This window comes from Paenibacillus sp. HJGM_3 (genome assembly GCF_045062745.1).
Taxonomy (GTDB): Bacteria; Bacillota; Bacilli; order Paenibacillales; family NBRC-103111; genus Paenibacillus_AA.
The window spans coordinates 92,907-119,147 of the sequence record NZ_JBJGED010000012.1 but is presented as its reverse complement, the minus strand read 5'-3'; the positions used below and the strand labels follow the sequence as shown (position 1 = coordinate 119,147).

Genomic DNA, 26,241 nt, shown 5'->3' with positions numbered 1-26,241 from the left:
TCGGACACGCAACTCAGACAGGCCAAGCGCATAGGCTAAAGTATTGTTGCGGAAATGGAAGTTCGATTTTGTCAGGCGAGAGGGTGAAAGACTCATGTGTGGAATTACGGGATGGGTTGACTATCGGAAAGATTTGACCAGCTATCCGTCCATTCTCGTGAATATGACGGAAACGATGGCGTTGCGCGGACCGGACGCCTCCGGTACTTGGCTGTCCCCCCATTGCGCGCTCGGGCACCGCCGGCTCAGCGTCATGGATCCGGAGAACGGCGCCCAGCCCATGACCCGACGTAAGGGGGATTATGCGTATACGATCGTCTATAACGGGGAGTTGTATAATGCGCCGGAGCTGAAAAGAGAGCTGGAAGGGCGCGGCTACCGGTTCTCCACGACCTGCGATACGGAGGTGCTGCTCGTCTCCTATATAGAGTGGGGGCGCGCATGCGTTGACCGGCTGAACGGCATATTCGCCTTCGCGGTCTGGAGCGAGGAAGAGCGGAACTTGTTTCTGGTGCGGGATCGTGTCGGCGTGAAGCCGCTTTTTTATTCTTACCAGCACGGCACGTTCCTGTTCGGCTCGGAGCCGAAGGCGATTCTCGCCCACCCGAGCTTCCAGCCCGAGGTCGACCGCGAAGGGCTCGCGGAGCTGTTCCTGATCGGTCCGGCCCGGACGCCGGGCAAGGGCATCTACCGCGGCATGGCCGAGCTGAAGCCCGGCCACTGCATGGTTGTGGACGCGAACGGATTGAGCGTGAAGACGTATTGGCAGCTCGAGAGCCGGCCGCACGAAGACGACGTAGACGCCACGGCGGCCAAGGTGCGCGAGCTGCTCGTCGACACGGTCGAGCGGCAGCTCGCGTCCGACGTGCCTGTCGGCACGCTGCTGTCCGGCGGGCTCGACTCGAGTGCACTGACCGCCATCGCGGTCGCGGCGTACAACCGCAGCGGCCTGGGCGCGCTGCAGACGTTCTCGGTCGATTATGTCGACAACGACAAGCATTTCCAATCCAGCGTGTTCACGCCGAACGTGGACGCCCCCTGGATCCAGCGCATGGTGGAGCACCTGGGCACCATTCATCACGATATTCGCTTCGACACGCCCGAGCTCGTGGAGGCGCTGCGCGGCACCGTCCTCGCCCGCGATACGCCGGGCATGGCCGACATCGACGGCTCCCTGCTCCTGTTCTGCCGCGAGATCAAGAAGGACGTCACCGTCGCGATCTCGGGCGAGGCGGCCGACGAAATCTTCGGCGGCTACCCGTGGTTCCACCGCGAAGAGTCGCTGAACGCGAACACGTTCCCTTGGTCACTCTCCGCCGAGACGCGGCTCAGCATGCTGTCGCCGGAGCTGCTCGACTGGCTCCAGCCGCAGGCGGTGCTCGCCGCCCGCTATGAGGAGGCGATCTCGGAAGTGCCGCGGCTCGCCGGCGAGACCGGTGTGGCGCGACGCATGCGCGAGATGTCCTACCTGAACATCACGCGCTTCATGCCGACGCTGCTCGACCGGAAGGACCGGATGAGCATGGCCGTCGGGCTCGAGGTGCGCGTGCCGTTCTGCGACCATCGGCTGATCGACTACGTGTTCAACATCCCTTGGGAGATCAAGACGGCCGGCGACCGGGAGAAGGGCATCCTCCGCCGGGCGCTGAAGGGCATCTTGCCGGACGATGTCCTGTTCCGCAAGAAAAGCCCGTATCCGAAGACGCATAATCCGAACTACTTGCAAGCGCTGCAAGGGCAGCTGCTGGACGTCCTGAACGAGCCTTCCTCCCCGATCCTCGAGTTCATCGATGTCGCGCGGGTGCGCAGGCTGGCGGAGTCCGACGCGTCGCAGATGAATCTGCCCTGGTTCGGGCAGCTCATGTCGGGGCCGCAGCTGCTCGCGTACTTGTGGATGATGAACATGTGGCTGAAGGAGTACAATGTGAGCGTGGTCCGGCAATAATCGAACTGGAGCATGCTCTCCCTGCGTTTACCGCCAAAAACCAGCCTGCTTGCCTCCGTTAGGGGGCTGCAGGCTTCTGTTTTGGATCCGGCATCGCTGCGATCGAAATTTTTCTCCATGGAAGGCTATACAATTCCCCAAACAAGTGTAGAATGAAGCAATGAGAACTTTGAAACCAATATCCGAATGAGTAGGAGTGCTGTAATAGATGGCTCAGGAACTAATGTTGTTAACCCCGCAAGGATATGCGGAATTGGAAGCGGAATTGGAGGACCTGAAGGTCGTGAAGCGCAAGGAATTGGCTGAGCGGATCAAGGTGGCGATCAGCTACGGCGATCTGAAAGAGAACAGCGAATACCATTCGGCCAAAAACGATCAGGCGTTCATGGAAAGCCGGATCAAGCAGATCGAGCATATCCTGAAAAACGCCCGCATTCAAGAGAGTCAGGATGCGTCCACCGTTCAGCTGGGGTCGACCGTGATCCTGAACGATATCGAATTCGCGGAGCGGGTCGAATACCGCATTGTGGGAGCCGCCGAGGCCGATGTGTCGCAAAACAAAATCTCGTACGAGAGCCCGCTCGGCAAAGCGCTGATGGGCCAATCCGTAGGCGCCCGGATCGAGGTCGCCGCTCCGGCCGGTACGATCGAGTACGAGCTGCTCGAGATCAAGATCGGCTAAGACAAGCACCAGGATACATGACGGGCAACCCACAATGGGGGTTCGGCGGCGTGCCCGCGTTCATCACCCGCGATCGCTCGCAACCCCTCGGTGCATGCGTCGGTAGGCGGTCGGGGACATCGCGTGCTCCCGGACGAACGCTCTTGTGAACCCGTACAAGTCCGGATATCCCACCGTGAGCGCGATCTCGGTAATGGAGCGGTCGGAGGTGCCCAGCAAGGCACGCGCCTCCTCCATGCGCAGCCGCTGCAAGTATTCGCGGGGCGGAAGGCCGAACCGTTCGGCGAACCGCTGGGTGAAATACGATCGATTCAGCTTGACGTGCAAAGCAGCCTCTTGGACCGTGATGCCCTCCCGGTAATGCAGCTTCATATAAGCTTCGGCATCGAGCAGCTTTCGCTCGATGGGAGAAGCGGCCCCGTCGGATGCGGGTGAAGGCTCGGACATGGCATACATTGGGCCGGGTGATGTTGCTGTTGTAGAGCCAAGCGAGCTGGGGGTCGAGACCGCCGTCAAGCGGCTGAACCAAGCATAGAGCGAGCTCTGAAGCCGGAGGGCCGATGGGAGTCCTCGGTCTTCTTCGTCGAATGCGGTGTACAAAGCTTTCCACTCCGGAGGGTCTTCTTCTGCATGCCCGCATCCTAAGGCTCGATACGCACGCTTAACCGGCTGTTCGGGAGTGACGCCGGCTCCCTGAAGCATCGCCGCCGCTTGCGGTCCGTCGAACGCCAACCAGCCCAGCTTCAAAGGACCAGCGCTCCTTCCTGCAAGCTCTTCCTCTGTCCCAGCGATCCCGTACTGGTAGACGACCTGCGGGAATTTGCAAAACCAATCCCCAGCCTCCAGCCGGTAACGTCCTTCCGGAGAGTCCAACAATAGGCTTCCGCTCCGAACCCAATGGATGCTGTAGCATTCGATCGCCCTCGGCCCTACCCAATAGCTCGGCTTTGCGATGTTGCAGCCGATTCTTAGAGGCCATAGGCCTCCGGCCCGCTCCAGGTCGCCAGGCATTCTATATTTGAACTCCGCGTACTCGTGTGCATACTCCTTCAAGCGGTACTCCTCCGTCATCAAATTATAAAACTACGAAAAGCAACAAAATGATAAACGCTCCCAACAAAATGTCGTTCTCAGCAGCGATCCCGATTCGCTATGATTATCCTAGGCTAATTAGCACTAGTATAGCAGAAGAGAGGGGCTTGGGGCTTTGCGAAAACCAAACATATTGCTAATCACAAGCGATCAACAGCATTGGAATACGATCGGAGCGTTCAACCCGGAAATCTCGACCCCGAACTTGGACCGGCTCGTCCGGGAGGGCACCGCGTTCTCGCGCGCCTATTGCCCGAACCCGACGTGTACGCCGACGCGCGCCTCCATCATCACCGGGATGTACCCGAGCCAGCATGGCGCCTGGACACTCGGCACGAAGCTGCTCGAGGACCGGCAGACGGTGGGGGCGTTGTTCTCCGATGCCGGCTATCGCACCGCCCTCGTGGGCAAGGCGCATTTTCAACCGCTGAAGTCGACGGATACTTATCCTTCGCTGGAATCGTACCCGATCATGCAGGACTTGGATTTCTGGAGAACGTTCCAGGATTCGTTCTATGGGTTCGATCATGTGGAATTGGCGCGCAACCATGCGAATGAAGCTCACGCCGGCCAGCACTACGCGATCTGGATGGAAGAGAAGGGATGCTTGAACTGGAGAGACTATTTCGTCGCGCCTACTGGGACGATGGATCCGCAGCAGCGGCACAAGTGGCCGATTCCGGAGGAGCTTCATTACGATGCGTGGATCGCGGAGCGCACGAACGCCCTGCTGGAGCAATACCGAGAGGCCGACGAGCCGTTCTTCCTTTGGTCGAGCTTCTTCGACCCGCACCCGCCTTACTTGGTTCCCGAGCCTTGGGACACGATGTACGATCCCGATCGGCTGACGATCCCGGAGGCGACGCCGGGCGAGCATGACGGCAACCCGCCGCATTTTCGGATGACGCAGGAGGCGAATCCCGATTTCTCCGCGCTGAAGGAAACCGGATACGGCATTCACGGCTACCACTCGCATGTCCGCCTGTCGGACCAGGAGCGCAAGCAGCTGGTCGCCACCTACTACGCGATGACGAGTCTGATGGATAAGTATATCGGCCATATTCTGGACAAGCTCGACGAGCTGGGACTCGCGGACGATACCCTGGTCGTGTTCACGACCGATCACGGGCATTTCTTCGGCCAGCACGGCCTGCAGGCGAAGGGCGGCTTCATGTACGAGGATCTGATCAAGCTGCCGTTCATCGCCCGTTATCCCGGACGTATCCCGGCCGGACATCGTTCAGATGCGATTCAGTCGCTCGTCGACTTGGCCCCGACATTCCTGAGCTTCGCCGGCCTGCCGATTCCGCATGCGATGACCGGGGTCGATCAGAGCGGGGTGTGGGCGGGCACGAAGAGCGCCGCCCGGGACCACGCGATCTGCGAGTTCCGTCACGAGCCGACGACGATCCACCAGAAGACATACGTCGATCGCCGCTACAAGCTGACCGTGTACTATAATCAAACGTACGGCGAGCTGTTCGACCTGGAGCGCGACCCCGGCGAGATTCGGAACCTATGGGACGATCCGGACTCGGCTGCGCTGAAGTCCGAGCTGCTGCTCAAGTATATCTGGGCCGAGCTGGGCAAAGAATCGATGCCGATGCCGCGCATCTGGCATGCTTAATAACTAGACCCCGCCATGTTCCGACGGAACGGAAACAATGGCGGGGTCTTGTTCGGTACAAGTCTATAAAGGCGGGATATCGGCGAACAGGTCTTTGACTATGAATGAGACGCAAGGAAGCTTCTCGGAATGCACGCGGTCGTTTTCTTCGAACAAATCCTGAAGTTCATAACGATCGTCGAGCAATACGAAGCGCTCTAGCGTGATCGCTTCCGGATCGACAATCCAATATTCGGGAACGCCGTACCGAGCATAGGTAGCGGCTTTACCTACTTTGTCCCGCTTGCGCGAGCCTGGCGACAAGATTTCGACCGCCAAATCCGGAGCTCCTTCAACGCCTCGTTTCGTTATGATGGATAATCGGCTTCGATGGATCATCATGATATCCGGTTGCCGTACATCATGCTCACTCAATATAAGGTCCAGAGGGGCATCACAGATCATATATTCGGAACGGCAGCTGTTCTTCAGAATATATTCAAGCTCTCCGCTGATCGATTGGTGCGGGAATGAAGGCCCCGGCGACATCAGCTCCAGCTTCCCGTCCACCACCTCGTAGCGATTGCCGTCGTCAGGCATTGCGGCATATATCTCGTAGGTGACCGGTTGTTCCTTGATCTCGTCCGGCTTGCGAATGGGCTCTTGTTTCGGCTTCTTATCCTCCTGGGTCATTCCTTCCTCCCCCTTACTGAACGTGACGTGTCCGTCTCCTATTTTTTAATATAGCATACTGCCTGATCGGCGCCTATTCCTGCAAATACGTGCTCACCTTGTTCTGAATCACTTTGGCCGTCTCCTCGGCCGTCTTCTGTCCGCTGAAGAAAGGGGCGGATTCCTCCAATACGATTTTGCGCACCTTCGGGTCCGTCTCGGCAAACGTCTGCACGCTCGACATGTAAGCTTCGATCCGCGCGAGATCCTTCGGCTCCGGCGGCTTCGGCACGATTTCCTTGCCGTCCTTGCCCATCAGCTTAATCTGCTGGCCGGGTTTGGACACCCCGAGCTCCTCCGACCGCTTCTTGTTCGCATTTTTGTGGACGGCGAAGCCGGCGAGATCGCGGGACACTTGCATCTCCTCCGACAGCAAATATTTGACGAACTCCCAGGCTTCCGCCTTGTATTTCGACTTGCTGTTCATCGCGAGCATCAGATCGGACGTGAAGCTGAGTCCCTTCTTCTCCTTCTCGGTCGGCAAGTTGTAATACACCCCATTGCCGTTAAACGATGTCTGCGTCAGGAAGTACATATCTTCGTATTGGCGCGGGCTGATCGATTGGAACAGAGCCGCATCCCGGCTCGCCCCGCTCGGGCCCTTCGGCATCGACTTGGCCAGCTCCAGCATGTCGAGGAACGGTTTGCCCGTGAAGCTCGCTTTTTTCGCCCCCGCGTCGACGAATTGCGTATAGCTGCTGTCTAAAAGCAGGCCTAGCAAGTCGGAGTCCGTCAAGTTGCCGATCGCCGGGCCGTCCGGCACTCCATCTTTATTCACGTCCTGGATTTTGGTGTCCGCGATCGCCTTGAAATCTTTCCACGTCCATTTGGTATCGTCGATGGCAGCGCCGGCCAGCAGCTCCTGGTTGCCCAAGAGCATGTTCAACGAAGCTTTGATCGGCAAGGTGTACAAGCCATCCTTATAGATCAAGGCATCGAACACATTCGTGAAGTACTGGCTTCGATCGAATGAGGTATCTTTTTTGATCCAATCGTTCCAGTTGTCCAGCAGCTTCTTGTCCACGTATTTCTTGTAAGGCAGCTGATCGACCAAAATCAAATCGGACGCCTTGCCGCTCATCAGCTCCGTGCTGACGGTGGACAAATATTTCTCCTGGCTCTGCGTATCCTTAGGGCCGCCGATGTTGACCATCTGCTTGCCGTCCGTCTTGGGCGCGGCGATCGTCTCCTTGATGTCGATTTTGATGTCCGGGTGCTTCGCTTCGAAGTTGGCCTTCGCGGTCTCCAAATATCGGTTGGATGTAATGACGGAAAGCGAAATCGTCTTCGTGCCCGGTGTGCCGGATGCCCCCGGCGTCTCCTTCGATTGGGTGGCGGGCGGGGTGCTGCCGCAAGCCGAGAGCGTCAGCAGGGCCGTAAGGGTCCCGGTCGTCCAGGCGGTTGTGTACCAGCGTTTGTTCATCGATACTCCACTCCTTGTTCATAGAATGATTGGAATTGCCGCGCATGGCGGCTGATGCTCCACATGACGCTCGCCGCCGCGAGCAGAAACAGCTCGCCGGGGCGGACCGCATACACGGCGCCGGCGCCTGCAGCCCAGGCTGCCGCTGCGTTCAGCCCGACGCCGGCCGTCAGCGCGAGGCAGAGCCGCGTCGCCTGGGCGCTCGCCGGCATGCGAAGCAGCGCCCACTCGCGCAGGCCGAGCCCGGCCAGCGGGAGGCCTAGCAGCAGGCCTGCGGTGCTCAGGCCCGTCACGAGGCTGTCGGTCCGCTGCCACAGCCACTCGGGCGGCGACGGGACGTAGCCCATCCCGGCCGCCTGCGCCTGCCACGCCTCACGCAGCCGATCGACGTAGAACGAGACGTCGATCAGCTCGTCGGGCAACGATTCCGGCGGGATGTAGAAGCCGTAGCGCGCGCAGACAACCGCGAAGCTCGCGACGGCGGCGCAGGCGGCTGCGGCCAGCGCGAGGCGGGCCAACGCGGCGCCGTCCGCGCGGAGCAGGTCCGCCGCATCGAGGCGGCGCAAGCCGGCGGCGGTCCGCGCGGCGAGGCGTCTCGCGGCCCGGACGGCGAGCCTGGCGGCGAGGAGCGCCGCCGCGGCGCCGAGCACGAGCCGCACGAGCGCCGGCTTCTGTGCCGTCCAGCGCTGCTCGCGTGCGTAGTTCACGAACGCGTAGCGGCTCGAAGGCTGGCCGATCGCGGCGAGCGCGGTACGCGCTTCGGCAACGCCGTTCACGATCGCGCCGTCGCCCATCTCGAGCTCGATCGCGCCGACCTTGACTCGAGGGGCGAGCTCCAGCAGCGTCGTGACCGGGATGTACATGTCCGGCGTACCGTTGTCGGTCATGCTGGCGAGGAGCGACCCGTCATCCGGCGAGACGGCTACGCCGATGATGCGGAACGGCTCGCCGAGCAGGCTGACCGTCAAGCCGACGACTTCGCGCGAGCCGAACAATGCGTCCGCGAGCGCCCCGCTCACGACGGCGACGCGGCTCGCCTCCTTCACCGGCGTCGCGCCGATCCAGCTGCCCGGCTGCGCCTGCAGGCGGTGGAACGCCGCATAGCCGGCGCTCACGCCGAGCAGATCGGCGTTCGCGGTGCGGCCGCCGGCAGTTGTGACCATGGCGGGCGTGCGCGCCATGTAGGACGTGCGGCCGGCGCTCCACCGGCGGTCGAGCTCCTCCATGTCCTCGGCCGTGAGTCCGGCCGAGGCGCTTGGGTCGGCCGCCAGATCGACCGTGGCGGCCACCTTGCGCAGCCCCACGGCGCCGTTCGCGAGCTCCCACTGGTCCGCGAACGCCGCCGATAGGCCGCTCCCGGCCAGGAGCAGCGCCAGGCCGACGAACACCATCCATGTGGACAGCCGTGCGGGGATCCTCATGGGCTTTCCCTCCTCCCTGTCCGTGAATTGAGCGGCCTCATGGTGCCAGCATGACCCGGTCGCCGTCGCTGATCGGCTTGCTTGTCGAGGCGATGACTTGATCGAGCGGCGTAATGCCCGTCTCGACGGCGGACATGCTGTCGTCCGCGTCGCTGACGGCGACGTTCGCCCGCAGCGCGTAATATTCGGTGCCGAGCGGGCCTTTGCGCTCCTTCATCACATACACGTATTGCCCTTGGTCGTCTTCGCGAATGACCGAGTTCGGGAGCAGCATCCGGGACGCCGGCATCCGCTTCGAGAATAGCACCTCTCCGGCTTCCCCGCCTTTCAACCGGCTGTCGGCGAGATCGACGACCATTTCCTTGCGTCCCGCCGAGGCGGAGCTGCTCGAGCTGCTGCTCGAGGAACTGGAGCTGCCGGAACCGCTCGTACCGCTGCCTGAGGTTGTTACGTCGTCTAGGGCGCTCAGCTTGCCTTTGATCCGCACATTATTCAGCGAGGGCATCATGACCTCCACGGTGTCCCCTACTGTCAGGTAGGCCGCTTTTTCGGCGACGACGCTCATTTTGAACTGGTAGCCTTTGCTCTGATTCGTAACCCGGACCGCCGAACGGCTCGCGTTCACCGCTAGTCCCGCAGTGGCGTTCACCTCGGTGACGATACCGGATACCGTCGAGACCAGGGTGGAGCCGGTTCTCAATTGCTCCTGCAGCTGGGCGATTTTGCGCTCTTGGATTTGCATGTCGAGCTTCGCGCTCTCCATATCCCGGGTCAGGTCGCGGGCTTGTTTCTCGGCGCCGGTCTTCTGCGCTTCGATGTAATTGTCTTTCATTTTCTCAAGCGACAGCTTCTTCTGCTCATAGCGGGCCTGCTCGTCGAGCAGCGTCACTTGGGCGTCCGCCGTCCGGAACGTCAGGAGCGGCTGTCCCGCCGAAACCGTATCGCCCACTTCCACGAGCACCTGGTCCACCGCCCAGCGCGAATCGGCGACATAATCGACGATCTCGGCCGGCGTGATGATCCCGCTCCCGCTCACGTCATGGGACAAGGAGCCGGGCGCCGCCTTCTGCACCGTCACCTGCGGGAGGGAGTACGTGAGCAGCGTGCTGGACAGCAGGGTCAGCGCGATCAGCATGAGCGCGAAAACGAGCATGGCCCGGCGAATGGCGCGCTTGCTCCCGGGCCGGCCGGACGCCTGTTCGCCCGCCCGACTCTGGAGCTCTCCCTCGATGACGGCAGGTTGTGTCGATTCCATCGGCTTTCCTCCTCTCGCTCTCCATTGTTAGCCTTTGATCCCGGACAGCTGAATGCCCTCGATCAGATCTTGTTCTGCATACAGCATGACGAACAGCGTCGGCAGCATGTACAGGGCGCACGCCGCGAAGGCGATACCCCGCTCCCCAACGCTAATGACGGCCAGATAGACCGACAACGGCTGCTTCATCGCGTCCTGCAGGAAGATGAGCGGCTGCTCCACCATGTTCCAGTTGTCGATGAACACCAGAATGGCGAGCGCCGCCATCCCGGTGCGGCTCATCGGGACGATGATCTGCCAAAAGATGCGCAGCGTGCCCGCCCCGTCCACCCGCGCGGCCTCGAGATACGCATACGGAATGTACATCATGTACTGCCTTAGCAAAAACACCCCGAACGCGCTGAAGATGCCCGGATAGATGATGGAGCCGTACGTGTTCAGCAAGCCGAGCTTGTCGGCCATGATGAAGTTCGGGACGAGCGTCACCTGGAACGGCATGAGCATCGTTACGATGTACATGAAGAACAGCGGCTCCCGGAACCGGAATCGCAGCTGCGCGAACGCGTAAGCCGCGAGTGAAGCGACGGCTAGCTGTCCCAGAATGATCGGCACGGTGAGCCGTACCGAGTTCCAGAACAGAAGCAGAAACTGCGGCTTCTTGACGAGCACGTTGTAATAGGGCGACAGCGTAACCCGGTCCGGGATCCATTTCAGGCTGACGTACGCGCCTTGCAGCCGGGGATCGTCGGCGTTCTGCGCGGTCCGGTTCTCCGAGATCGGGTAAAAGCTCGCTGTGATCTCGCTCTCGCTCATGAGCGAATTCGTGAACGTCAGGGCCACCGGGAACAGGAACAGCAACGCCAGCGCGGCCATGACCGCGGTCAGCATCGTTTTTTTGAACACTTGCATGGCCTCGCCCCCCCTCGTATTTCTTCTGGAGCTGGCAAAGTTGGACGGCCCTCCGGACAACCCTGCCACTCGCTATGGTGCAATTGTGGCGAACTGCGAATGTTGCCCCTGCAACATTCCGCCCTTCTACTCCCCAGCTGGTGGGAGGCGGACTTCTGCGCAGCGGAGAACAGAAGAAGGAGCGGAGAAGCGGAGCGTCCGCCTTTGAAATCTCGTCCCAACCGTAACAAGTTCCATCCAAGGGACGAGATTTCAACAGCGGTCGGAGCCCTTTTTCTGTTCGGAGCCTCTCCGGAGCCTCTTCGGAGCCTCACCCGCGCTCCCACCAACTGTCACCCGCCAATCGACTTACTAATTCGCCTCTCGGCCACGAACAGCACGAGCACCAGCCCCACCACCACAAGTGCCATCAAAAACGCCGCACTCGTCAGCTTCTGATAATCAAGCGCCTGGAACATGTTGTTCATGTAGTGCTGCAGCATGTAGATGCTGTCGTGCGGATACTCCCCGGCGATCGTATACGTCTCGCGGAACACCTTGAACGAATTGATGATCGACATGATGAAGACGAAGAACGACGTCGGCGTTATGTAGACGAGGGTGATCGTCCTCCACCGGCGAAAAGGCCCCGCGCCGTCGATCGAGGCGGCTTCGTAGTACTCGGCGGGAATGTGCTGCAGGCCGGCCAGGAAGAGCACCATGTTGTAGCCGACGTTTTTCCACAAGTACACGATGATGACCACCCAGAGCGACGCCCCGCTCTCCATCCAGTCCAAAGGCGCTACACCCCAGGCATGAAGCCAGCCGTTCAGCGTGCCGTTCAGATCGAACAGCACCTGCCAGACGAGCACGATCGACGCGACCGGAATCACGAGCGGAGCGATGAACGCGACGCGGAACCAACGCCGGAAGTACAAGCTCCGGTTCAGCAGCATGGCTAGCCCCAGCGACAAAGCCATATTGAGCGGAACGCTGATTGCCGTGAACCGGAACGTGTTGAACGCAGCCCGCCGGAACACTTCGTTGTGCAGCAGGTCGGCATAATTCGCCAGCCCCACGAAGGTGCCGTCAATCGGCGTATCGTAGAGCGAATACCGGAGGCCGATGAGGAACGGAACGACGAAAAACAGCAGAAACCCGCCCAAGCTCGGCGCCAAGAACAAGACGGCCAACCACCATTCGCGCACTCGAATTCCAGGCATCCTCCTCACCCTCCCTGCCCTCCAAATTTTGCGGTCGGATGGGCTAACCGTATCATAGGGCGTCAATGTGACAACGGTGTGACAAGGTGCTACAATGGTGCCGGAAGCGAGTGTGGGGAGGAAACGAACGATGGGCAAAACGATTCTCATAGCGGAAGACGAAGGGAAGATGCGCCAGCTGCTGGCCGATTATATCCGGCATGAGGGGTATGCGGTGAGGGAAGCGGCGAACGGCTTGGAAGCCATGCGGCTGTTGGACGCACAAGAGGTGGACATGCTCATCGTGGACGTCATGATGCCGTATATGGACGGTTTCGAAGTATGCCGGACGGTTCGCGCCCGCTCGGGCATCCCCATCATTGTCCTGACGGCCAAGTCTGAGGAATATGACAAGCTGACGGGCTATGACCTGGGAGCCGACGATTATGTGACCAAACCATTCAGCCCGAAGGTGCTGATGGCGAAGATCAAAGCGTTATTCAAGCGGATCAATGCGGATCACGCTCAGCCGGGTGCGGCTGCGGCCGAAATCATCAAGCTGGAGGGCCTGAAGTTCAGCCCGCACTCGAACGAATTATGGCTGGATGACGAGCCCGTTTCGCTCACGCGCAAAGAATTCGACCTGCTCCTATACTTCGTGCAGAATAAGAACATCACCCTCTCCCGGGAGCAGATTCTCGATCATGTGTGGGGATACGATTACGAGGGGGATGCCCGAACGGTGGACACGCACGTTCGCCGCCTGCGGTACAAGCTGGCGCAGCGTGCCGACTATGTCGCGACCGTAAAGGGCTTCGGCTATAAGTTCCAGGTGAAACGATGAGAGTGGACATTTGGAAAAAATGGACGCCGCGTTACTTACGGCCGCGAAGCATCTCTACGAAGCTGTTCGCGATCACTTCGCTTTTGCTGATCGCTTTCCTGACACTGCTCCTCGTCATCCAATCCAACTTTTTCGAATCGTATTACCGACATAAGAAAATGAACCAGCTTGAGGCGGAACTGGCAGCCTTCGCGGCCCAACACTATCAGTCCCCCGCCGATCTGAACGCGCTTCCCAAATTCATCCCCGAGCTGGAGGAGCGCTTGTCCGCCACAGCAGGCATTATGCAGCTTCGCGACGGAACGCTCACGCTGGGGCCTCAGGCAAGAACTAAAGCGATTGTGCAAATGGATAAAAACGGCAACGTGATCAGCATGTCCAATCAGTCCCCGGCCTTCGAGCCGCAAACGTTGATGCCCCTAATGAATGCGCTGAAGAGGTTTCGAAACGATATCGGCTTGACCCGACAAGTGGCCGATCTGGGACACACCGTGTCGTTCCTACCTCCGGCGCTGGGACCCGAAGGCGCCTCGGTAGCCGGAGTCTTTCCGCTCGCAAGCGGCAACGGAGCCGCGGAATATGCACTTATCGCCGCCGTCTCCCTGCAGCCGGTCGGTGAGGCAGCCGGGATCCTCAAAGATTTTTACGTCTACTTCCTCCTGCTGGCGGTAGCGGCGATCCTGCTCCTGACTTACTTGTACTCCCGCATGATTACGCGGCCGCTAAAAAAGCTGAATAACGCCGCATCCCAGATGGCGATGCTCGATTTTACCGTCCGGTGCGACGTACGTTCTCAGGATGAGCTCGGCAGTCTCGGGCATACGCTCAATTTCCTGTCGGGCAATCTGGATGCGACACTGCGGCAGCTCCACTCGGCGAATGAGCAGTTGAAGGCCGACATAGAGAAGGAGAAACAGTTGGAGAAACAGCGGCGGGAGTTCGTCGCTAGCGTGTCGCATGAGCTGAAGACGCCGATCAGTCTGATCAGCGGCTACGCCGAGGGAATCAAGGATGGGATCGTAACAGGCACGCGCAGGGAGGAGTATATCGAAGTGATTCTCGATGAGAGCAGCCGGATGGCGGGGCTCGTTCAAGATATGCTAGATTTGGCGCAGCTCGAATCGGGGAAGTTCAAGCTGAACGAGGCGAAGTTCCCGCTGCACGACTTGATCCGCTCCATGTCGGACAAGATGGAGATGGACTTCCGCCGCAGAGGGATTCAATGTCGTATGGATTTGCGAGGGTCGGCCGAAGCGTATGGGGACGTGTCCCGGATCGGCCAAGTGCTGGCGAACTTGCTGTCCAATGCGAGCAAGCATACACCGGACGGGGGAACGATTCGCATCCAGACGGAAGATGATAAGGACGGGGTGCAGATACGGGTCCACAATGACGGAGCGCCGATTCCGGACGAGGAGCTGCCCCGGTTGTGGGAGACGTTCTATACGGTAGAGAAATCGCACAATCGCGAGCATGCCGCCGGTTCCGGGCTTGGACTCGCGATTGTACGCAACATTTTGGCTTTGCACGGGAGCCGGTACGGCGTATACAACACCGCAGACGGCGTAACGTTTTATTTTACATTGCAGACTGGCGCCGCTTAGCTGCGCGAGGGGTATAAGCCGTAATCCACGCAAATCATGTAACTCATGGCCAAGTAGGGCTGCATATTGTTATGCGGCGCGTTCGCCCCCGTCACCCTGATCGCGTTCGGATTCATCAGAGCCGCCGGGCTCTCCGAGAACACGGGGCTCCCGGAATCGCCGGTCCCGGCCCAATAGGACTGCGAGGGGGAGCTTGTCGTGCCTTCCACGCCGCACTCCGCCGTATGCGTATGATTCGGCAGCTCCGCGATGCTGAGGTTGTAGCTGGAAGAGCCGCCCGATTGCCCGACTGTGCGCGGGGTCAGCCCGGATCCGTTCCCGAAGTGCATGGGTGCGGCTCCCCGAAGATCCGGCAAGCGGAAGTATCTCGAGCGATTCCCGCCGAACGTATCGCCGATGACCGAGTACAAAATTTCATTATCGTTTACAGGCAAATATTGACCTTCGCAGAACGCCCAATTTGGGGGTGCGTACCCCCCGGCGAAAAGCCGGATCTCCCCGTAATAAGGATCCATATCGAAGTCATCGAGCGATCGGCTCTGCATGGCCTCGGAAACCCGCATGGGATAAATGCCGCTCGTCGCAATGCAATATTGCACGGAGAAATACGGCTGCATGTTCGGGTGCGGTTCATTGCGGCCGACGCTCCCAAGCAAGGATGAGCCCATCGTGGTCGTCCACTCATCGGAGTATTCGCTCGCTTCTCCGGATGCCCAGTAATTCCCGGCTGCCTCATGACTGGTCGCAGTACCTCCGCAGACGGCCAAGTGCGTGTGGGAGGGAAGCTCGTCGATCGTAAGGGTATGCGTCTCTTCGCCGCCCGTAGTTCCCAATCGGATCTTGGACGAGAAGTGAATCGGCGTCCTCCCTTGCAGATTCGGGTAAGCGAATGTGGTCTCCCCGTCTCCTCCGTACAAATTGCCGATGACGCGGAACAGCGCTTCCGTCTCCAAGCTTTGTCGGATCGGGAGCACACGGCCGTCGCATTGCGCCCATCCGGGAGGTACGTGCCCATAGGGAAAGGCCCTGATTTCGCCATAGAAAGGTTTTGTCATTCTCGCCCCTCCTGTCGCCCGTCTCTGGAATCATTCCCAGGGTAGGCCCCGGTCAAGGCGATGATGAACGAGACGACCTGGAACGGCATCATATTGCCGTGTACGCCCCCGCCGCCTGTGGATGCAATGGCCTTCGGGTTCATTGTCGCATCGGGAGGCAGCGCGGTGTATTTGGATTCCGTCCCTCTCCCCCATACTTGGAGCGTCGGATCGGTCTGATTAGCGGGACCGGCATCTGCGGCAACCGCATGCGTGTGTGCCGGGAGATGTTCGGGCAGGAGCGCTACGGTCTCCGCGCCTCCGGTGCCGCCGATCGGGTACACGCTGCCGCTCCGGCTTGGCCCGGCGCCAACCGGGATTCGGCCTCGCAGATCGGGCAGGGCGAATGTAGTTTGGCCGTCCCCGCCGTACAGGCTGCCGAGGACGGAGAATAGAGCTTTGTACTCGGCAATGGGGAGAAGTTGTCCGTGGCAAAATGCCCATCCCACAGGCGCGTACAGTCCGCCAAACAACCGAATCTCGCCGACGTACGGATCGGCCTGCATGTCGGTTCCCAGCTTCATGCGGTTCCTGCTCCTTTCGTGAAGTTCATATCGGAGCTAACCCTCCTTTCTCTCATTATAGAAAGCAAAACTGACAAGGAACTGACAAAGCAGGACCAATGGCCTGCTGATACAACAAAAAAAATCCGCCATATAGCGGATTGCATCGAATATCGTAAAGGAAATTTCTTATCAGGTTGGATCAAACCTAAGCTTGCCTGCACGCTTGAGCAGGAAAATCTCTTCTTCTGATTTGACCACCCTGCTGAGCTGGTAATCCAGGCGGTCGTTCGTGACGCCGATCAACGTGAGCAGCTTCTCGTCCGCAGCGATATTCTCGGCTTGGTACTCGTCCAATTTCCGATAAAGGTGGTCAAAACGATCGTTCATTTCTTGACGCAACACAGCAAGTTTCTCATTCATCCCGGACTCCATGCGCTCCAACCTAACGAGAATTTCCTGAATCAGAGCTTCCATTCTGTTCACACCTTCCCTAAACTAATCTTAGTTTATCACGGGAGACTGATATGTGGTATCGTGCTAATCAATCGAACATTCGTTCCGATATCAATCAAAGATTGCACTATCGTCAATATTTTTTCGAGAAAATCAACGCCTCACCCCTGCCCATTAGCAATCCGCTCGCGCAAATAATCCGGCACTCTGCGCATAAACCGTTCCGCGTCCCGGGCGAATCCATATTGCTCGTACAAGCCGTGCGCATCCTTCGTCCCAAGGATTCCTTGAACATTCTTCAATTCGTCCGAAGTTGTGATCGCCTCAATAAGCGACTTCCCCACGCCCTTGCCCCGGTAGTCCTCGTCGATATACACGTCGCACAAATAGTAGCTGGTCGCGAAGTCCGTAATGACGCGGGCAAAACCGATCTGCCTGCCGCCGTCGTACACCCCGTAGCATAAAGAGTTGTCGATGGAGGTACGGATGATCGTCTCTTCCGCCCGATGCTTCCCCCAATAGCTTCTCTCCAAAAAACCTTTGATGACTCCCACATCCAACCGCGATTTATCCGTGCTGATCGTATAGTCCATCCCTACCCCTCCCAGGTTTTTAAAGGTTATCATACCACCTTCCTGAGCGAATGGGATAGTACCCATAAGAAAAAAAGCCGATGCATCAACAGACGCACCGGCCTCACTCCACTTATTGATCCCGCCATAGCTCCAACAGGCGATCGATCGCAACGGCCCTATGGCTGATCGCATTTTTCTCCTCTATCGACAGCTGAGCCATTGTCCGCCCATAAGCAGGTACGAGGAACAATGGATCGTACCCGAAGCCGTTGTCGCCGAGCGCGCGGTCGAGAATCCAGCCCTCGCACGCCCCCTCCGCGTGGAGCGTGGCGCCCGTCTCCGGATCGTGGACGGCCAGCGCGCAGACGAATCGCGCCGTGCTCAGCGCGCGCGCACCATCCGGCGCCGGCTCGGGGGCCGGCGGCTCCAAGGCCGCAGCCGGCGTGGGCCTGAGCTGCTGCAGCTCCCGCAGCAGCTTGCGGTTGTTCGCCGCGTCGTCCGACGGCTCGCCGGCGTAGCGCGCCGAGTAGACGCCCGGCGCTCCGTCGAGCGCATCGACGCACAAGCCGGAGTCGTCGGCCAGCACAGGCAAGCCGAGTGCCTGCGCGATGACGACGGCCTTCTTCTCGGCATTGCCGGCGAACGTGTCCCGGTCCTCAACGATGTCGGGCAGCGCCTCATAATCTGCGAGGCTCTTCACGGTGAGCCCGAGCTTGCCGAATCGGTGAGCAAACTCTCTCACCTTGCCTTGGTTTCGGGTCGCGATGACCAGTACGTTTCCGTTAAGCGCCCCCCGCATATTTCCCTCCGCCTACGACCGAGACGAGCGGCCCGAGCACTTCCTTCTGCTTCTCGATCATGAGCTCGATACCGAGCTCGGCGAGCGCCAGCAGCTCATTCAGCTCTTCGCGAGAGAAGGGCGCTTCCTCGCCGGTGCCCTGCACCTCGACGAATTTCCCTTGCCCCGTCATCACGACGTTCATGTCCACCTTGGCCTGCGAATCCTCCACATAGTTCAAGTCCAGGCACGGCTGCTCGTCAATGACGCCGACGCTGATCGAAGCCAGGAAGTCCGTGATCGGGGAGCTCTTCAGCTTTTGAGTCTCCAGCAGCTTCTGAATGGCAAAGCACAGCGCCACGAACGCTCCCGTAATCGAAGTCGTCCGCGTCCCGCCGTCGGCCTGGATGACGTCGCAATCAATCGTAATCGTACGCTCGCCGAGCGCTTCCAACTCGATCACCGAACGCAGCGCGCGGCCGATCAGACGCTGGATCTCCATCGTGCGTCCGCCGAGCTTGCCCTTCGCAGCTTCCCGCTGGTTCCGCACTTGCGTGGCGCGGGGCAGCATCGAATATTCAGCCGTCACCCAGCCCTTCCCTTGGCCTTTCATAAAAGGAGGCACCCGATCCTCGATCGTGGCGGTGCAAATCACCTTCGTATCGCCGACCTCGATCAGCACCGAGCCTTCCGCATGCTTGATATAATGGGGGGTAATCGCGATTGACCGCGGCTCCGCATAATCTCTTCCGTCAGCTCTCAAACCCATACGTTCACAGCCTCCATCTCTTTTCCGTTCCAACTTCCCTATTGTGCGCTTAACCCCCTCATTTTACCAAAGTCCGACCGGAAAAGCATTAACCCCCTGCTGCAGCTGCCAAAGTCCGTACTACAAGCGCATAGGAAAAGCCGATCCGCAGAGGGATCGGCTTCGGCTGATTGGCTTGATGCAGCACTTACATCTTGATTGGGTTGAGCCCTGTCGGGCGCGTTACGGGCTTGCTCAGGTTTTGGTTGTCGGTTGAAGTTACCGTCGTGTTGCCGTCCACCTTGATCTGTACCTTGGAGACGCCGGCATTTTCCGTCAGGGAGAGAATGACCGATTGAATCGCCGCGCTAGGCGCTTTCTTATCCGTTCCCAGCAGCTTGCCGGTGAAGTTGACGTTCATGACGCCGTCTGCGCCCAATTCGAGCTTAGGTATTTCGAGCGTCGGGGCGAGCACTGACTGCAGCTTGGACTTGACGGTTGGTCCCAGAATCAGCTGCTCCATGACGGCCTTCGCTTTGTCGTCCGTTCGCTTCACCATGCGGGTGACCGGCACGTAATATTTCGTTTTATCGCTCGTCTCGCCTTGGAAGTACAAGGTGACCGGCGTCGTTTGGCCGAACTCCGCACCCTCGGCTCGCTCGAGATTGATCCCAATCGCCCGGGTGAGCGCTCCGTCAATCGGCGTGCCGCCTACCGGCATTTCCGTGAGCGCTTTGCCGTCCAGCCAGATCTGTACGTTGTCGATGCCGGAGAACCCGGTCAGCGTCCACGTGATCGCCTCCATCAGCCTGCGCTCGTCTTGAACGGCGTAATTCTTGAACTCCTTGGAAAAATCGACCGTCGCGAGCTTTTTCTCCTGGTTGATATCGAGCCCCTTGATCTGCGTGCCCTTCGGCAGCACCGCCATGAAATCTTTGGGGAGCTGACCCTTCGAGGCACCGTCCTCCACCATGAACTCCAATGCTTTGCGGGCGACGCCTTCCACTTTGGGCAAATTCATCGTCACGGGCGCGATTAGGCCGTTACGGTCTTTCAGATACAGGGTTGTGGGCTGGGTCTGTCCTTGCACCCCGGCAGAGACAGGGACAGCGCCTCCTTGACCGTCATTCACGGCGACATCGGCAGGCGGGGGATCGATCTCGCCCGATTTCATCAGGGAACACCCGGAAGTCAGCAGAATCGTAACCCCTGCGATGGCTCCCCACTTCATCCAATAGCTCGGCTTCATTGGAATCCTCCTCATGGTTTCTTGGGACTAGGTGTTACTATGTATACGAGCCTTGACAAGTTATATACCTACATTTTGTCCTAAGCTTCGGAAAGTGAAAGTCCCCGTTGATTTTGGGAATGATCCAGCATATGGTATGCTGAGAAGAATACGCACAATGGAGGAATGCCCCATGGCCTACAGCCTGAATAGTCAAAAAGTTGAAGCCGCCACACTTGCCTGGCTGAAAGATCGCGGAGTGACGAAGGAAGAGATCGCCGAGCTGGTCATGTTCCTCCAACAGCCTTACTTCCCTAACTTGACGATGGCAGAATGCCTAGAGACGGTCGAACGGGTGCTGTCCAAGCGCGAGGTGCAAAATGCGATTCTGACCGGCATCCAGCTGGATATGCTGGCCGCGGAAGGCAAGCTGCTCCCCCCGCTGCAGGAGATGATCGAGAACGACGAAGGCTTGTACGGCTGCGATGAGGTGTTGGCCTTGTCGATCGTGAACGTATACGGCAGCATCGGCTTCACGAACTTCGGCTACATCGACAAGGTGAAGCCGGGCATCCTGAAGCGGCTGAACGACAAGTCGACAGGCGAGACGCATACGTTCCTCGACGATATCGTCGGTGCGATCGCGGCGGCGGCGAGCAGCCGGATCGCGCACCGCAAGCAGGCGGAGAAGGAAGCGGAGCATGAGGCCAAGGGAGCTCCCTTGCCGTAGGTAATTTATGAAAAAACCTGACCTATAGTTTCACAGGTCAGGTTCTTTGTGATTGAGTTAATCGGTCTGGTGCGTTTAAAATTCCCCGAACATGACATTGTCTATATAGAAATCGTCCCCGACCGGGGCGGTACCTCCGCTTGCGAATTTAATCCCATCCAATGCATCGAACAGAAGCGGATAGGATGTTCCGACGGTTCCTACTTTTTTCCCGTTCACATATATATTTGCGGAAGTCAAGCTCGCTTCCAAACGAATACGACTCCAAGTTTTAATAGGAACGCTTCCCGCGGGCGCTATGACCACCCATGCCTTGGAATTGTAAAAACGGAGACTTGCATCGGGAAATACGGCCAAATGATAAGCCGTTTGCTTGCCGTTTATCATTTGTCCTGTAATGCCGAATATATTGGCGGCTCCAATCGCTTCCGGATAGATGCGGAAGTCAAGGCTCTTATTGGACGAAGGATCGGTTTCTTTGCTAATTGATGCTATACCCGATGCGGAGTTATCATAAACCCGTAGCGATTTGGAGCTCTCAAAGCCTCTAGTTGCCGATACCGAACCAGTGAGCGTTACTTCTCCGTAACCTTGCGGAAGAGCTCCTGAAGCGTCGTTTTCGAACGTATCCGCATAGACCGGATCTGTGGTAAACGCCACATCGTCCACGTAATAATCGTCGCCTTTACCGTCAGGATCTCCGCTTACCATCCTGAACGCGCTTAATAGAGGGGGCTTTTCATCCGGCATCTTATCGATTACGCCGATTAATCGTTGATTGACAAACAATTTAAACGCTTTTTCGTCCGCAACCATTCGAAAACGACTCCACTCGTTTGCCTGGATGGTTTGTTTACCCGCAATCTCCTTCCACCCTAATCCGTTATCGGAACGAATGCTTCCGTCCGGTTGCACCGCTATTTGGTAATTGGTAACCAGCTGCTCCTGCGGGCCCGCAAGCAATTCGACATGAAAAGAAACGGACATCGTTTTAGGGTACAACATGAACTCCAATGTTTTACTGCTTGACGGCTGGGCAAACTTGCCGATATAGGTAGAGCCGGTCACTGTAACATCAAACAATCTAAGAGAACGCGTGCTTTCATAAGCCTGTTTCTCCGAAATTTCCGCGTTCCCACCGATGATCTCATATCCGGCCGGCGCTTGCCCCGTTTTTTCAGATTCATACGTATCTTGGGCAACAAACAATTCGATTTCGTTTAGGGCGCTGCGGGCTTCCGGAAATTTGCTGACCAGCTTGACGTACTTGGCCATCATCGGTTCCGAGAAATATGTGTAATCCGTTGTTTCCGTATTCTTTTTATTATACGATTTAACCGGGTCGTTCCATCGCACCCCGTCCAGGGAGACGTAAATATCGGTCGATTGCGGAACTCCGGGATGCAGACTGACGCCAAATCCGGTAATGGGATACGCTTTGTCCAGCTCCAGTGTATAGACTCCGTCTCCGGGGGCGCCGTTCTTGAATGCGCTGTCTTTATAGTCGGTGCTGCCGTCAAAGGCGGCCGCGACACCGGCTTTCGGGAATCCCTTTGGTACGGCGTTCATGTTGGTCAACACAGAAATCTTTTCCATCCCGTACTTTGTCTGCAGGTCAAGCTTATTCACGGAGAGTTGGGCGCTTTTACCGGTCGGATCCACTTCGACGAACTTTCCCCATATCTTGAAAGGGTTGGGGACCGGAAACGGGTTCAAATTATAACTCCAACTTGCTCCTTTGTCCCCCACAAGCAGGAACCTATTAGGACCTACAGCCGTCATGCCGGTGTATCCGCTTGTTATCCCCGCATACGTGTTGGTCATTTGCGTCCAAAATTGTCCGGTACCGTCCGTGGAAAACAGAAGATTGCTGTTAGGTCGGCCATAGCTGAGCACCAGTACGCCATTCTCAAGCAGCAATAAATCCGGGTCAACGCTTTGTGCATTGATCGAAGGCTGACCGGGCAGCGTCTCCGGCGTGCTCCATGTCAACCCGTTATCCGTCGAGCGGCTTTGATACATCGGCATCCAGTTGCCGACCCGCATGACGGCCAGTAACGTTCCATCGGAGCTGCGGACTATCACCGGTTCGCTAAACCCGGTATAATCCGTATCGGATGATAAGGCCGGATCGTTTCCAATTGTGCTAAGAATAGTCCACGATGCCCCACGGTCCGTCGATTTGGCGATCATTGCTCTCGTCTTCGTATCCGTTGACGCCCCTCCGTAGACGGGCGCCAGAATGGAGCCGTCTTCCATCTCCATCAATCCGCGATGGAACAAGATACGGTGGCCTATTGCCCATTCGGAAGTCAGTGTCCCGACATGTGACAACCATGTCTCCCCATCGTCGTTTGATGTATAATAATAAACCTCTTCTTTCAGATTATTCGTTCCGGGGATGATCTTCGTATCGTAGCGAACGCTAAGCAATGTGCCGTCCTTCAATTGAACGACGTTGGTCATGGGAATATCCGGAACATACCTGTTGAACGTCTTTCCTCCGTCCATCGAAAGCCTGTGCGCATATAGGGACGGAACCGCTGAACTGTCCACATTCCGTTGGAAACCGACGAACACCTTCGTGACCAGCTGTCCATAAACGGCCGACTTGACGGATGACGCGAACGGGAAGGAGCGGGGTTCTTTCACTTCCGTGCTCTCCACTATGAACTCCTCGCCGACTCGGACATCCAGTTTTTGAAATTCTGTGTTAGCCGCATGAACGGCGGTCGGCTGCAGCCATGCCATGACCACGAGCGAAACCAGTATCATCCAAGAGAGGCCTGCCCGCAATTTTACTAACTTGTTGAAGCTCACCATCATTCTTTCCTCCTAATCCAGGTCATTTATTGGCTTCATGAATGCGGTTGGAGCCAGTCTGTGAGCCTATCATAGGTTAAACACTCGGTAAAAGTAATGATTGGATCATGACAAAGATACTCAATTTGATGACATGTAAAAATAATGCTACTCGAACTGCTTGTAGTTCTTTCTGTATTCGTTTGGCGTAACACCCGTTACGGTTTTGAATAGTTTGATAAAGTAGCTCACCTGCATATAACCAAGCTGCTTGCTTATTTCCTGAACCTGCAGCTCGGTTCGCAGTAGGAGTCCCTTGCTCATTCGGATCCGCTCAAGCGTTATGTAATCCGTGAACGTAGATCCTGTATGCTCTTTAAATATGCGGCTCAAATAGGCAGGATTGAGCTTCAGTCGTTCCGCGACCGATGTTAACGAGACTTCTTCATAATGGGAGGACTCGATTATTTCGAGCGCCTGCTCCACATGTTTATTATTTTTTCTGTGAAAAGCGTCTCCTATTTGCAAGGCCATCGTAAGGATGATGTACTTGAACAATTTCACTATTTCGTTCCAATCATTTTTCTCGAGAAAAGTAGTTATCAGAGGTGTACGCTCAAGTTCAAGCTCTTTGATGTCGATCTGCAGCTCTCGAGCGGTTTCCATTAGACGAACAAGTAAAATAAGGAAAACCTGCTGGACTTCCGAGAACGGAACCTTAATGGAAAAGTCGCTGAAGTCCTCCACCATGTCGTCGAATATACGAAGAGCCTGGCCTCCATCCCCATTCTTTATATAAACGATCAAAGAAGCTTCCTTTTCTTTTGGATACGTTAGAGAGGGCTTGGATTCCAGACGGATATCCTCGATATAGATGACCTCGCTGCCGCCCGCCATATTGCGATAGCTTAAAGCTTCTTCAGCTTCCTTATAGGATCGGGGAATGTCGCCCATGGTGTCGCAGTATCCGCCGATTCCAAGTGTACATTCGAATCCATGCCGTTCAAACAACTTATGTTTGATCTGATAGGCAGCGGTAAAAGTTTCCGACATATCGCCGCAATTCATCAAAACAATAAAGCAGCCCTCCGACAACTCCATTACCAGTCGCTTAAACGGTGGATCGATCGAGTCGGAGATAGCATCACGAATGAGCAAATGTTTTAATTCCGAGCTTTCGATGTCCGATGATTTCCATTTGTCGTTATTTTCTATGGATACGAGAAGCAGAGCAATACCCTCAGGCTTTAGATCGAGGCCAAAGAAAGTAAGCCTTTCACGTACCTTCGATAAATCAAGCGATTTAATCCTCAAGAGTGAACGGACAAACTTCTCCTGGTAAGCCGGAAAGCTTTCTTTCAGCCGCAGCTGCAAGTTTTTCCGCGCTTCATAGGCATCGGTTAAGCTTTCGCGTATTAATTGAAATTCTCCTGTGGAACGATGCTGCATATGAGGTTCATCGCTTTTGATATAGTGAAGCAGCCGAAATATAGGCTTATACATGTTTCGACTCGTTATAGGCATCAAAGCTCCGATAACCAAAATGAGCGCAATCAATATAACCCAGAAAATCAGCTGCAAATTCGTTGCGCTTTGATACAATTTATTCAATTCGGTGACACTCGCGACTTTCCAGCCAAACACGGAGGAAGTCTTCCAAGCGATCAGCAGTTTATTATGATTGACCGAATCGACTTCGGAATGGTTTTGATTATCGACCGCGGTTGTGGCAAGAGCGTATCTGACCGTTTCCATTAGCGCAATGCTATCCGGATCGCTGTCATAAAATAGAAGACTTCCATTGCGGGAAAAAACGGCTAGTTTCGTCTCTCCTTCGCTGAGCTTGCTGATTAGATTTTTCTCAAGCGCTTTCACATCCAAGTTGATAATCACACTGTAATTGCTAGCGATGGGTTGAAAAACGACCGGCAACACTCTTAAGGTTGTTCCGTCGCTCTGTTTGGAGTCCCGAGTATCCATAATGATCGGATAGCCGGTATTAAGTTTGGCTATCCCTGTATGAGATTCGGAATCGTAGAAACCAGTGAGAGGATATTGCATATATCCGGATGTAAATACGATTTGTTTCTCGTAATTAATATAGTAGACGGAATGTATATATTCGCTCGATTTCTGCAAGGCGTCAAGGTTATTCAGGAGCCTTGCTTTACTAAGAATATAATCCATAAGGGAAGGCATGTCGTCCGATTTGTACTTGTCATCCAACTCATTGTAATAATTCCCCAATGAATACAACTCAAAATCCACGAAAATGCGATTCGAGATCGCCTGTCTATACCCGTTATTGATTTGATTCACAATCAACTCCAAAGTATTGACGATCTGACTCAAATAACGGTCATTCGCCGATTCCACCTCTTTGCGAATCGAATTCAGGACATTGTTGTAAAAAAACACACTCCACACTAGTATGGGGATCAAGTACAGGATCAAAAAAAACGCCACTAATTTCATATAAAAGTGTTTGTGCCGAAGGTAAGTCCGTAACTTGTTCAACATAGATCAGCCCCCAGATTCAACTGATTCGCTAATACTTACGGCGGCAAGGATGGTACGCTATGTCTTCTACTCAAAATCATTGCGTCACATTATATGTGACATTGTGACTTTAT

22 protein-coding genes are annotated in these 26,241 nt (G+C 56.7%); 6 read left to right on the top strand and 16 right to left on the bottom strand.

Translation table 11 applies throughout. The annotated features are described in order from the left end of the window. Positions 1–94: 94 nt before the first annotated feature. Both asnB and greA read left to right on the top strand, forming a co-directional pair. A complete protein-coding gene (gene asnB / locus ACI5FR_RS15280; protein WP_405455658.1) occupies positions 95–1,945 on the top strand; it encodes an asparagine synthase (glutamine-hydrolyzing) in 1,851 nt (616 codons plus the stop codon). A gap of 208 nt (positions 1,946–2,153) precedes the next feature. Next, positions 2,154–2,627 carry a transcription elongation factor GreA gene (gene greA / locus ACI5FR_RS15275; protein ID WP_405455655.1) on the top strand — a complete coding sequence of 158 codons (474 nt, stop codon included), beginning with the start codon at positions 2,154–2,156 and terminating at the stop codon, positions 2,625–2,627. Between the two features lie 63 nt (positions 2,628–2,690). Here greA and ACI5FR_RS15270 read toward each other — a convergent pair whose 3' ends face one another. After that, positions 2,691–3,680 (bottom strand): helix-turn-helix domain-containing protein, encoded by a 990-nt coding sequence (locus ACI5FR_RS15270; RefSeq protein ID WP_405455653.1) that lies wholly within the window; start codon positions 3,678–3,680, stop codon positions 2,691–2,693. Positions 3,681–3,834: 154 nt separating this feature from the next. On the opposite strand from ACI5FR_RS15270, the gene ACI5FR_RS15265 reads away from it, so the two are divergent. Further along, the gene (locus ACI5FR_RS15265; protein ID WP_405455650.1) at positions 3,835–5,346 is read left to right on the top strand and encodes a sulfatase family protein; all 1,512 of its coding nucleotides are present in this window, start codon (positions 3,835–3,837) and stop codon (positions 5,344–5,346) included. A 63-nt stretch (positions 5,347–5,409) separates the two neighbouring features. On the opposite strand, the gene ACI5FR_RS15260 is transcribed toward ACI5FR_RS15265, so the two are convergent. The 6 genes from ACI5FR_RS15260 to ACI5FR_RS15235 all read right to left on the bottom strand — a co-directional run bounded on the left by ACI5FR_RS15260 (position 5,410) and on the right by ACI5FR_RS15235 (position 12,267). Beyond that, the gene (locus tag ACI5FR_RS15260) at positions 5,410–6,018 is read right to left on the bottom strand and encodes a Uma2 family endonuclease (RefSeq protein ID WP_405455648.1); all 609 of its coding nucleotides are present in this window, start codon (positions 6,016–6,018) and stop codon (positions 5,410–5,412) included. 73 nt (positions 6,019–6,091) lie between these two features. Next, the gene (locus ACI5FR_RS15255) at positions 6,092–7,480 is read right to left on the bottom strand and encodes an ABC transporter substrate-binding protein (protein ID WP_405455645.1); all 1,389 of its coding nucleotides are present in this window, start codon (positions 7,478–7,480) and stop codon (positions 6,092–6,094) included. After that, positions 7,477–8,901: an ABC transporter permease gene (locus ACI5FR_RS15250; protein ID WP_405455643.1), complete on the bottom strand. Its 1,425-nt coding sequence runs from the start codon at positions 8,899–8,901 to the stop codon at positions 7,477–7,479. The genes ACI5FR_RS15255 and ACI5FR_RS15250 overlap by 4 nt, the downstream gene beginning before the upstream one ends. Positions 8,902–8,938: 37 nt before the next feature. Beyond that, positions 8,939–10,156, bottom strand: coding sequence for an efflux RND transporter periplasmic adaptor subunit (locus tag ACI5FR_RS15245; RefSeq protein ID WP_405455640.1), 1,218 nt, complete (start codon positions 10,154–10,156; stop codon positions 8,939–8,941). Between the two features lie 27 nt (positions 10,157–10,183). Beyond that, entirely contained in the window at positions 10,184–11,065 is an 882-nt protein-coding gene (locus ACI5FR_RS15240) for a carbohydrate ABC transporter permease (RefSeq protein WP_405455638.1), read from the bottom strand. 332 nt (positions 11,066–11,397) lie between these two features. Then, positions 11,398–12,267, bottom strand: a complete 870-nt coding sequence (locus ACI5FR_RS15235) for a carbohydrate ABC transporter permease (RefSeq protein ID WP_405455636.1) — start codon at positions 12,265–12,267, stop codon at positions 11,398–11,400. A gap of 130 nt (positions 12,268–12,397) precedes the next feature. Here ACI5FR_RS15235 and ACI5FR_RS15230 point away from each other — a divergent pair, with 130 nt between their 5' ends. Then, complete coding sequence (locus tag ACI5FR_RS15230; RefSeq protein ID WP_405455634.1) at positions 12,398–13,090, top strand: response regulator transcription factor; 693 nt, start codon at positions 12,398–12,400, stop codon at positions 13,088–13,090. Positions 13,091–13,092: 2 nt separating this feature from the next. Continuing rightward, positions 13,093–14,694 (top strand): sensor histidine kinase, encoded by a 1,602-nt coding sequence (locus ACI5FR_RS15225; protein ID WP_405455632.1) that lies wholly within the window; start codon positions 13,093–13,095, stop codon positions 14,692–14,694. On the opposite strand, the gene ACI5FR_RS15220 is transcribed toward ACI5FR_RS15225, so the two are convergent. The 7 genes from ACI5FR_RS15220 to ACI5FR_RS15190 all read right to left on the bottom strand — a co-directional run bounded on the left by ACI5FR_RS15220 (position 14,691) and on the right by ACI5FR_RS15190 (position 20,097). Next, positions 14,691–15,749 carry a phage tail protein gene (locus tag ACI5FR_RS15220; RefSeq protein ID WP_405455631.1) on the bottom strand — a complete coding sequence of 353 codons (1,059 nt, stop codon included), beginning with the start codon at positions 15,747–15,749 and terminating at the stop codon, positions 14,691–14,693. The two genes, ACI5FR_RS15225 and ACI5FR_RS15220, sit on opposite strands and share 4 nt — an antisense overlap. After that, positions 15,746–16,312, bottom strand: coding sequence for a phage tail protein (locus tag ACI5FR_RS15215; protein WP_405455629.1), 567 nt, complete (start codon positions 16,310–16,312; stop codon positions 15,746–15,748). Before ACI5FR_RS15215 ends, ACI5FR_RS15220 begins: the two co-directional genes overlap by 4 nt. A 171-nt stretch (positions 16,313–16,483) precedes the next feature. After that, entirely contained in the window at positions 16,484–16,768 is a 285-nt protein-coding gene (locus tag ACI5FR_RS15210; RefSeq protein WP_405455628.1) for a hypothetical protein, read from the bottom strand. 140 nt (positions 16,769–16,908) lie between these two features. Beyond that, positions 16,909–17,340: a GNAT family N-acetyltransferase gene (locus tag ACI5FR_RS15205; RefSeq protein WP_405455626.1), complete on the bottom strand. Its 432-nt coding sequence runs from the start codon at positions 17,338–17,340 to the stop codon at positions 16,909–16,911. A 112-nt stretch (positions 17,341–17,452) separates the two neighbouring features. Then, positions 17,453–18,121, bottom strand: coding sequence for a non-canonical purine NTP pyrophosphatase (locus tag ACI5FR_RS15200; RefSeq protein ID WP_405455625.1), 669 nt, complete (start codon positions 18,119–18,121; stop codon positions 17,453–17,455). After that, entirely contained in the window at positions 18,105–18,863 is a 759-nt protein-coding gene (rph, locus tag ACI5FR_RS15195; RefSeq protein WP_405455803.1) for a ribonuclease PH, read from the bottom strand. The genes ACI5FR_RS15200 and rph overlap by 17 nt, the downstream gene beginning before the upstream one ends. 193 nt (positions 18,864–19,056) lie before the next feature. Next, a complete protein-coding gene (locus ACI5FR_RS15190; RefSeq protein WP_405455623.1) occupies positions 19,057–20,097 on the bottom strand; it encodes a GerMN domain-containing protein in 1,041 nt (346 codons plus the stop codon). 172 nt (positions 20,098–20,269) lie between these two features. Between ACI5FR_RS15190 and ACI5FR_RS15185 the strand changes: the two genes are divergently transcribed. Continuing rightward, positions 20,270–20,806, top strand: a complete 537-nt coding sequence (locus ACI5FR_RS15185) for a phosphatidylglycerophosphatase A family protein (RefSeq protein WP_405455621.1) — start codon at positions 20,270–20,272, stop codon at positions 20,804–20,806. 75 nt (positions 20,807–20,881) lie between these two features. On the opposite strand, the gene ACI5FR_RS15180 is transcribed toward ACI5FR_RS15185, so the two are convergent. Both ACI5FR_RS15180 and ACI5FR_RS15175 read right to left on the bottom strand, forming a co-directional pair. Then, entirely contained in the window at positions 20,882–23,629 is a 2,748-nt protein-coding gene (locus tag ACI5FR_RS15180; RefSeq protein ID WP_405455619.1) for an exo-alpha-sialidase, read from the bottom strand. 147 nt (positions 23,630–23,776) lie between these two features. Further along, entirely contained in the window at positions 23,777–25,927 is a 2,151-nt protein-coding gene (locus ACI5FR_RS15175) for a helix-turn-helix domain-containing protein (protein ID WP_405455617.1), read from the bottom strand. Between the last annotated feature and the right edge of the window lie 314 nt (positions 25,928–26,241).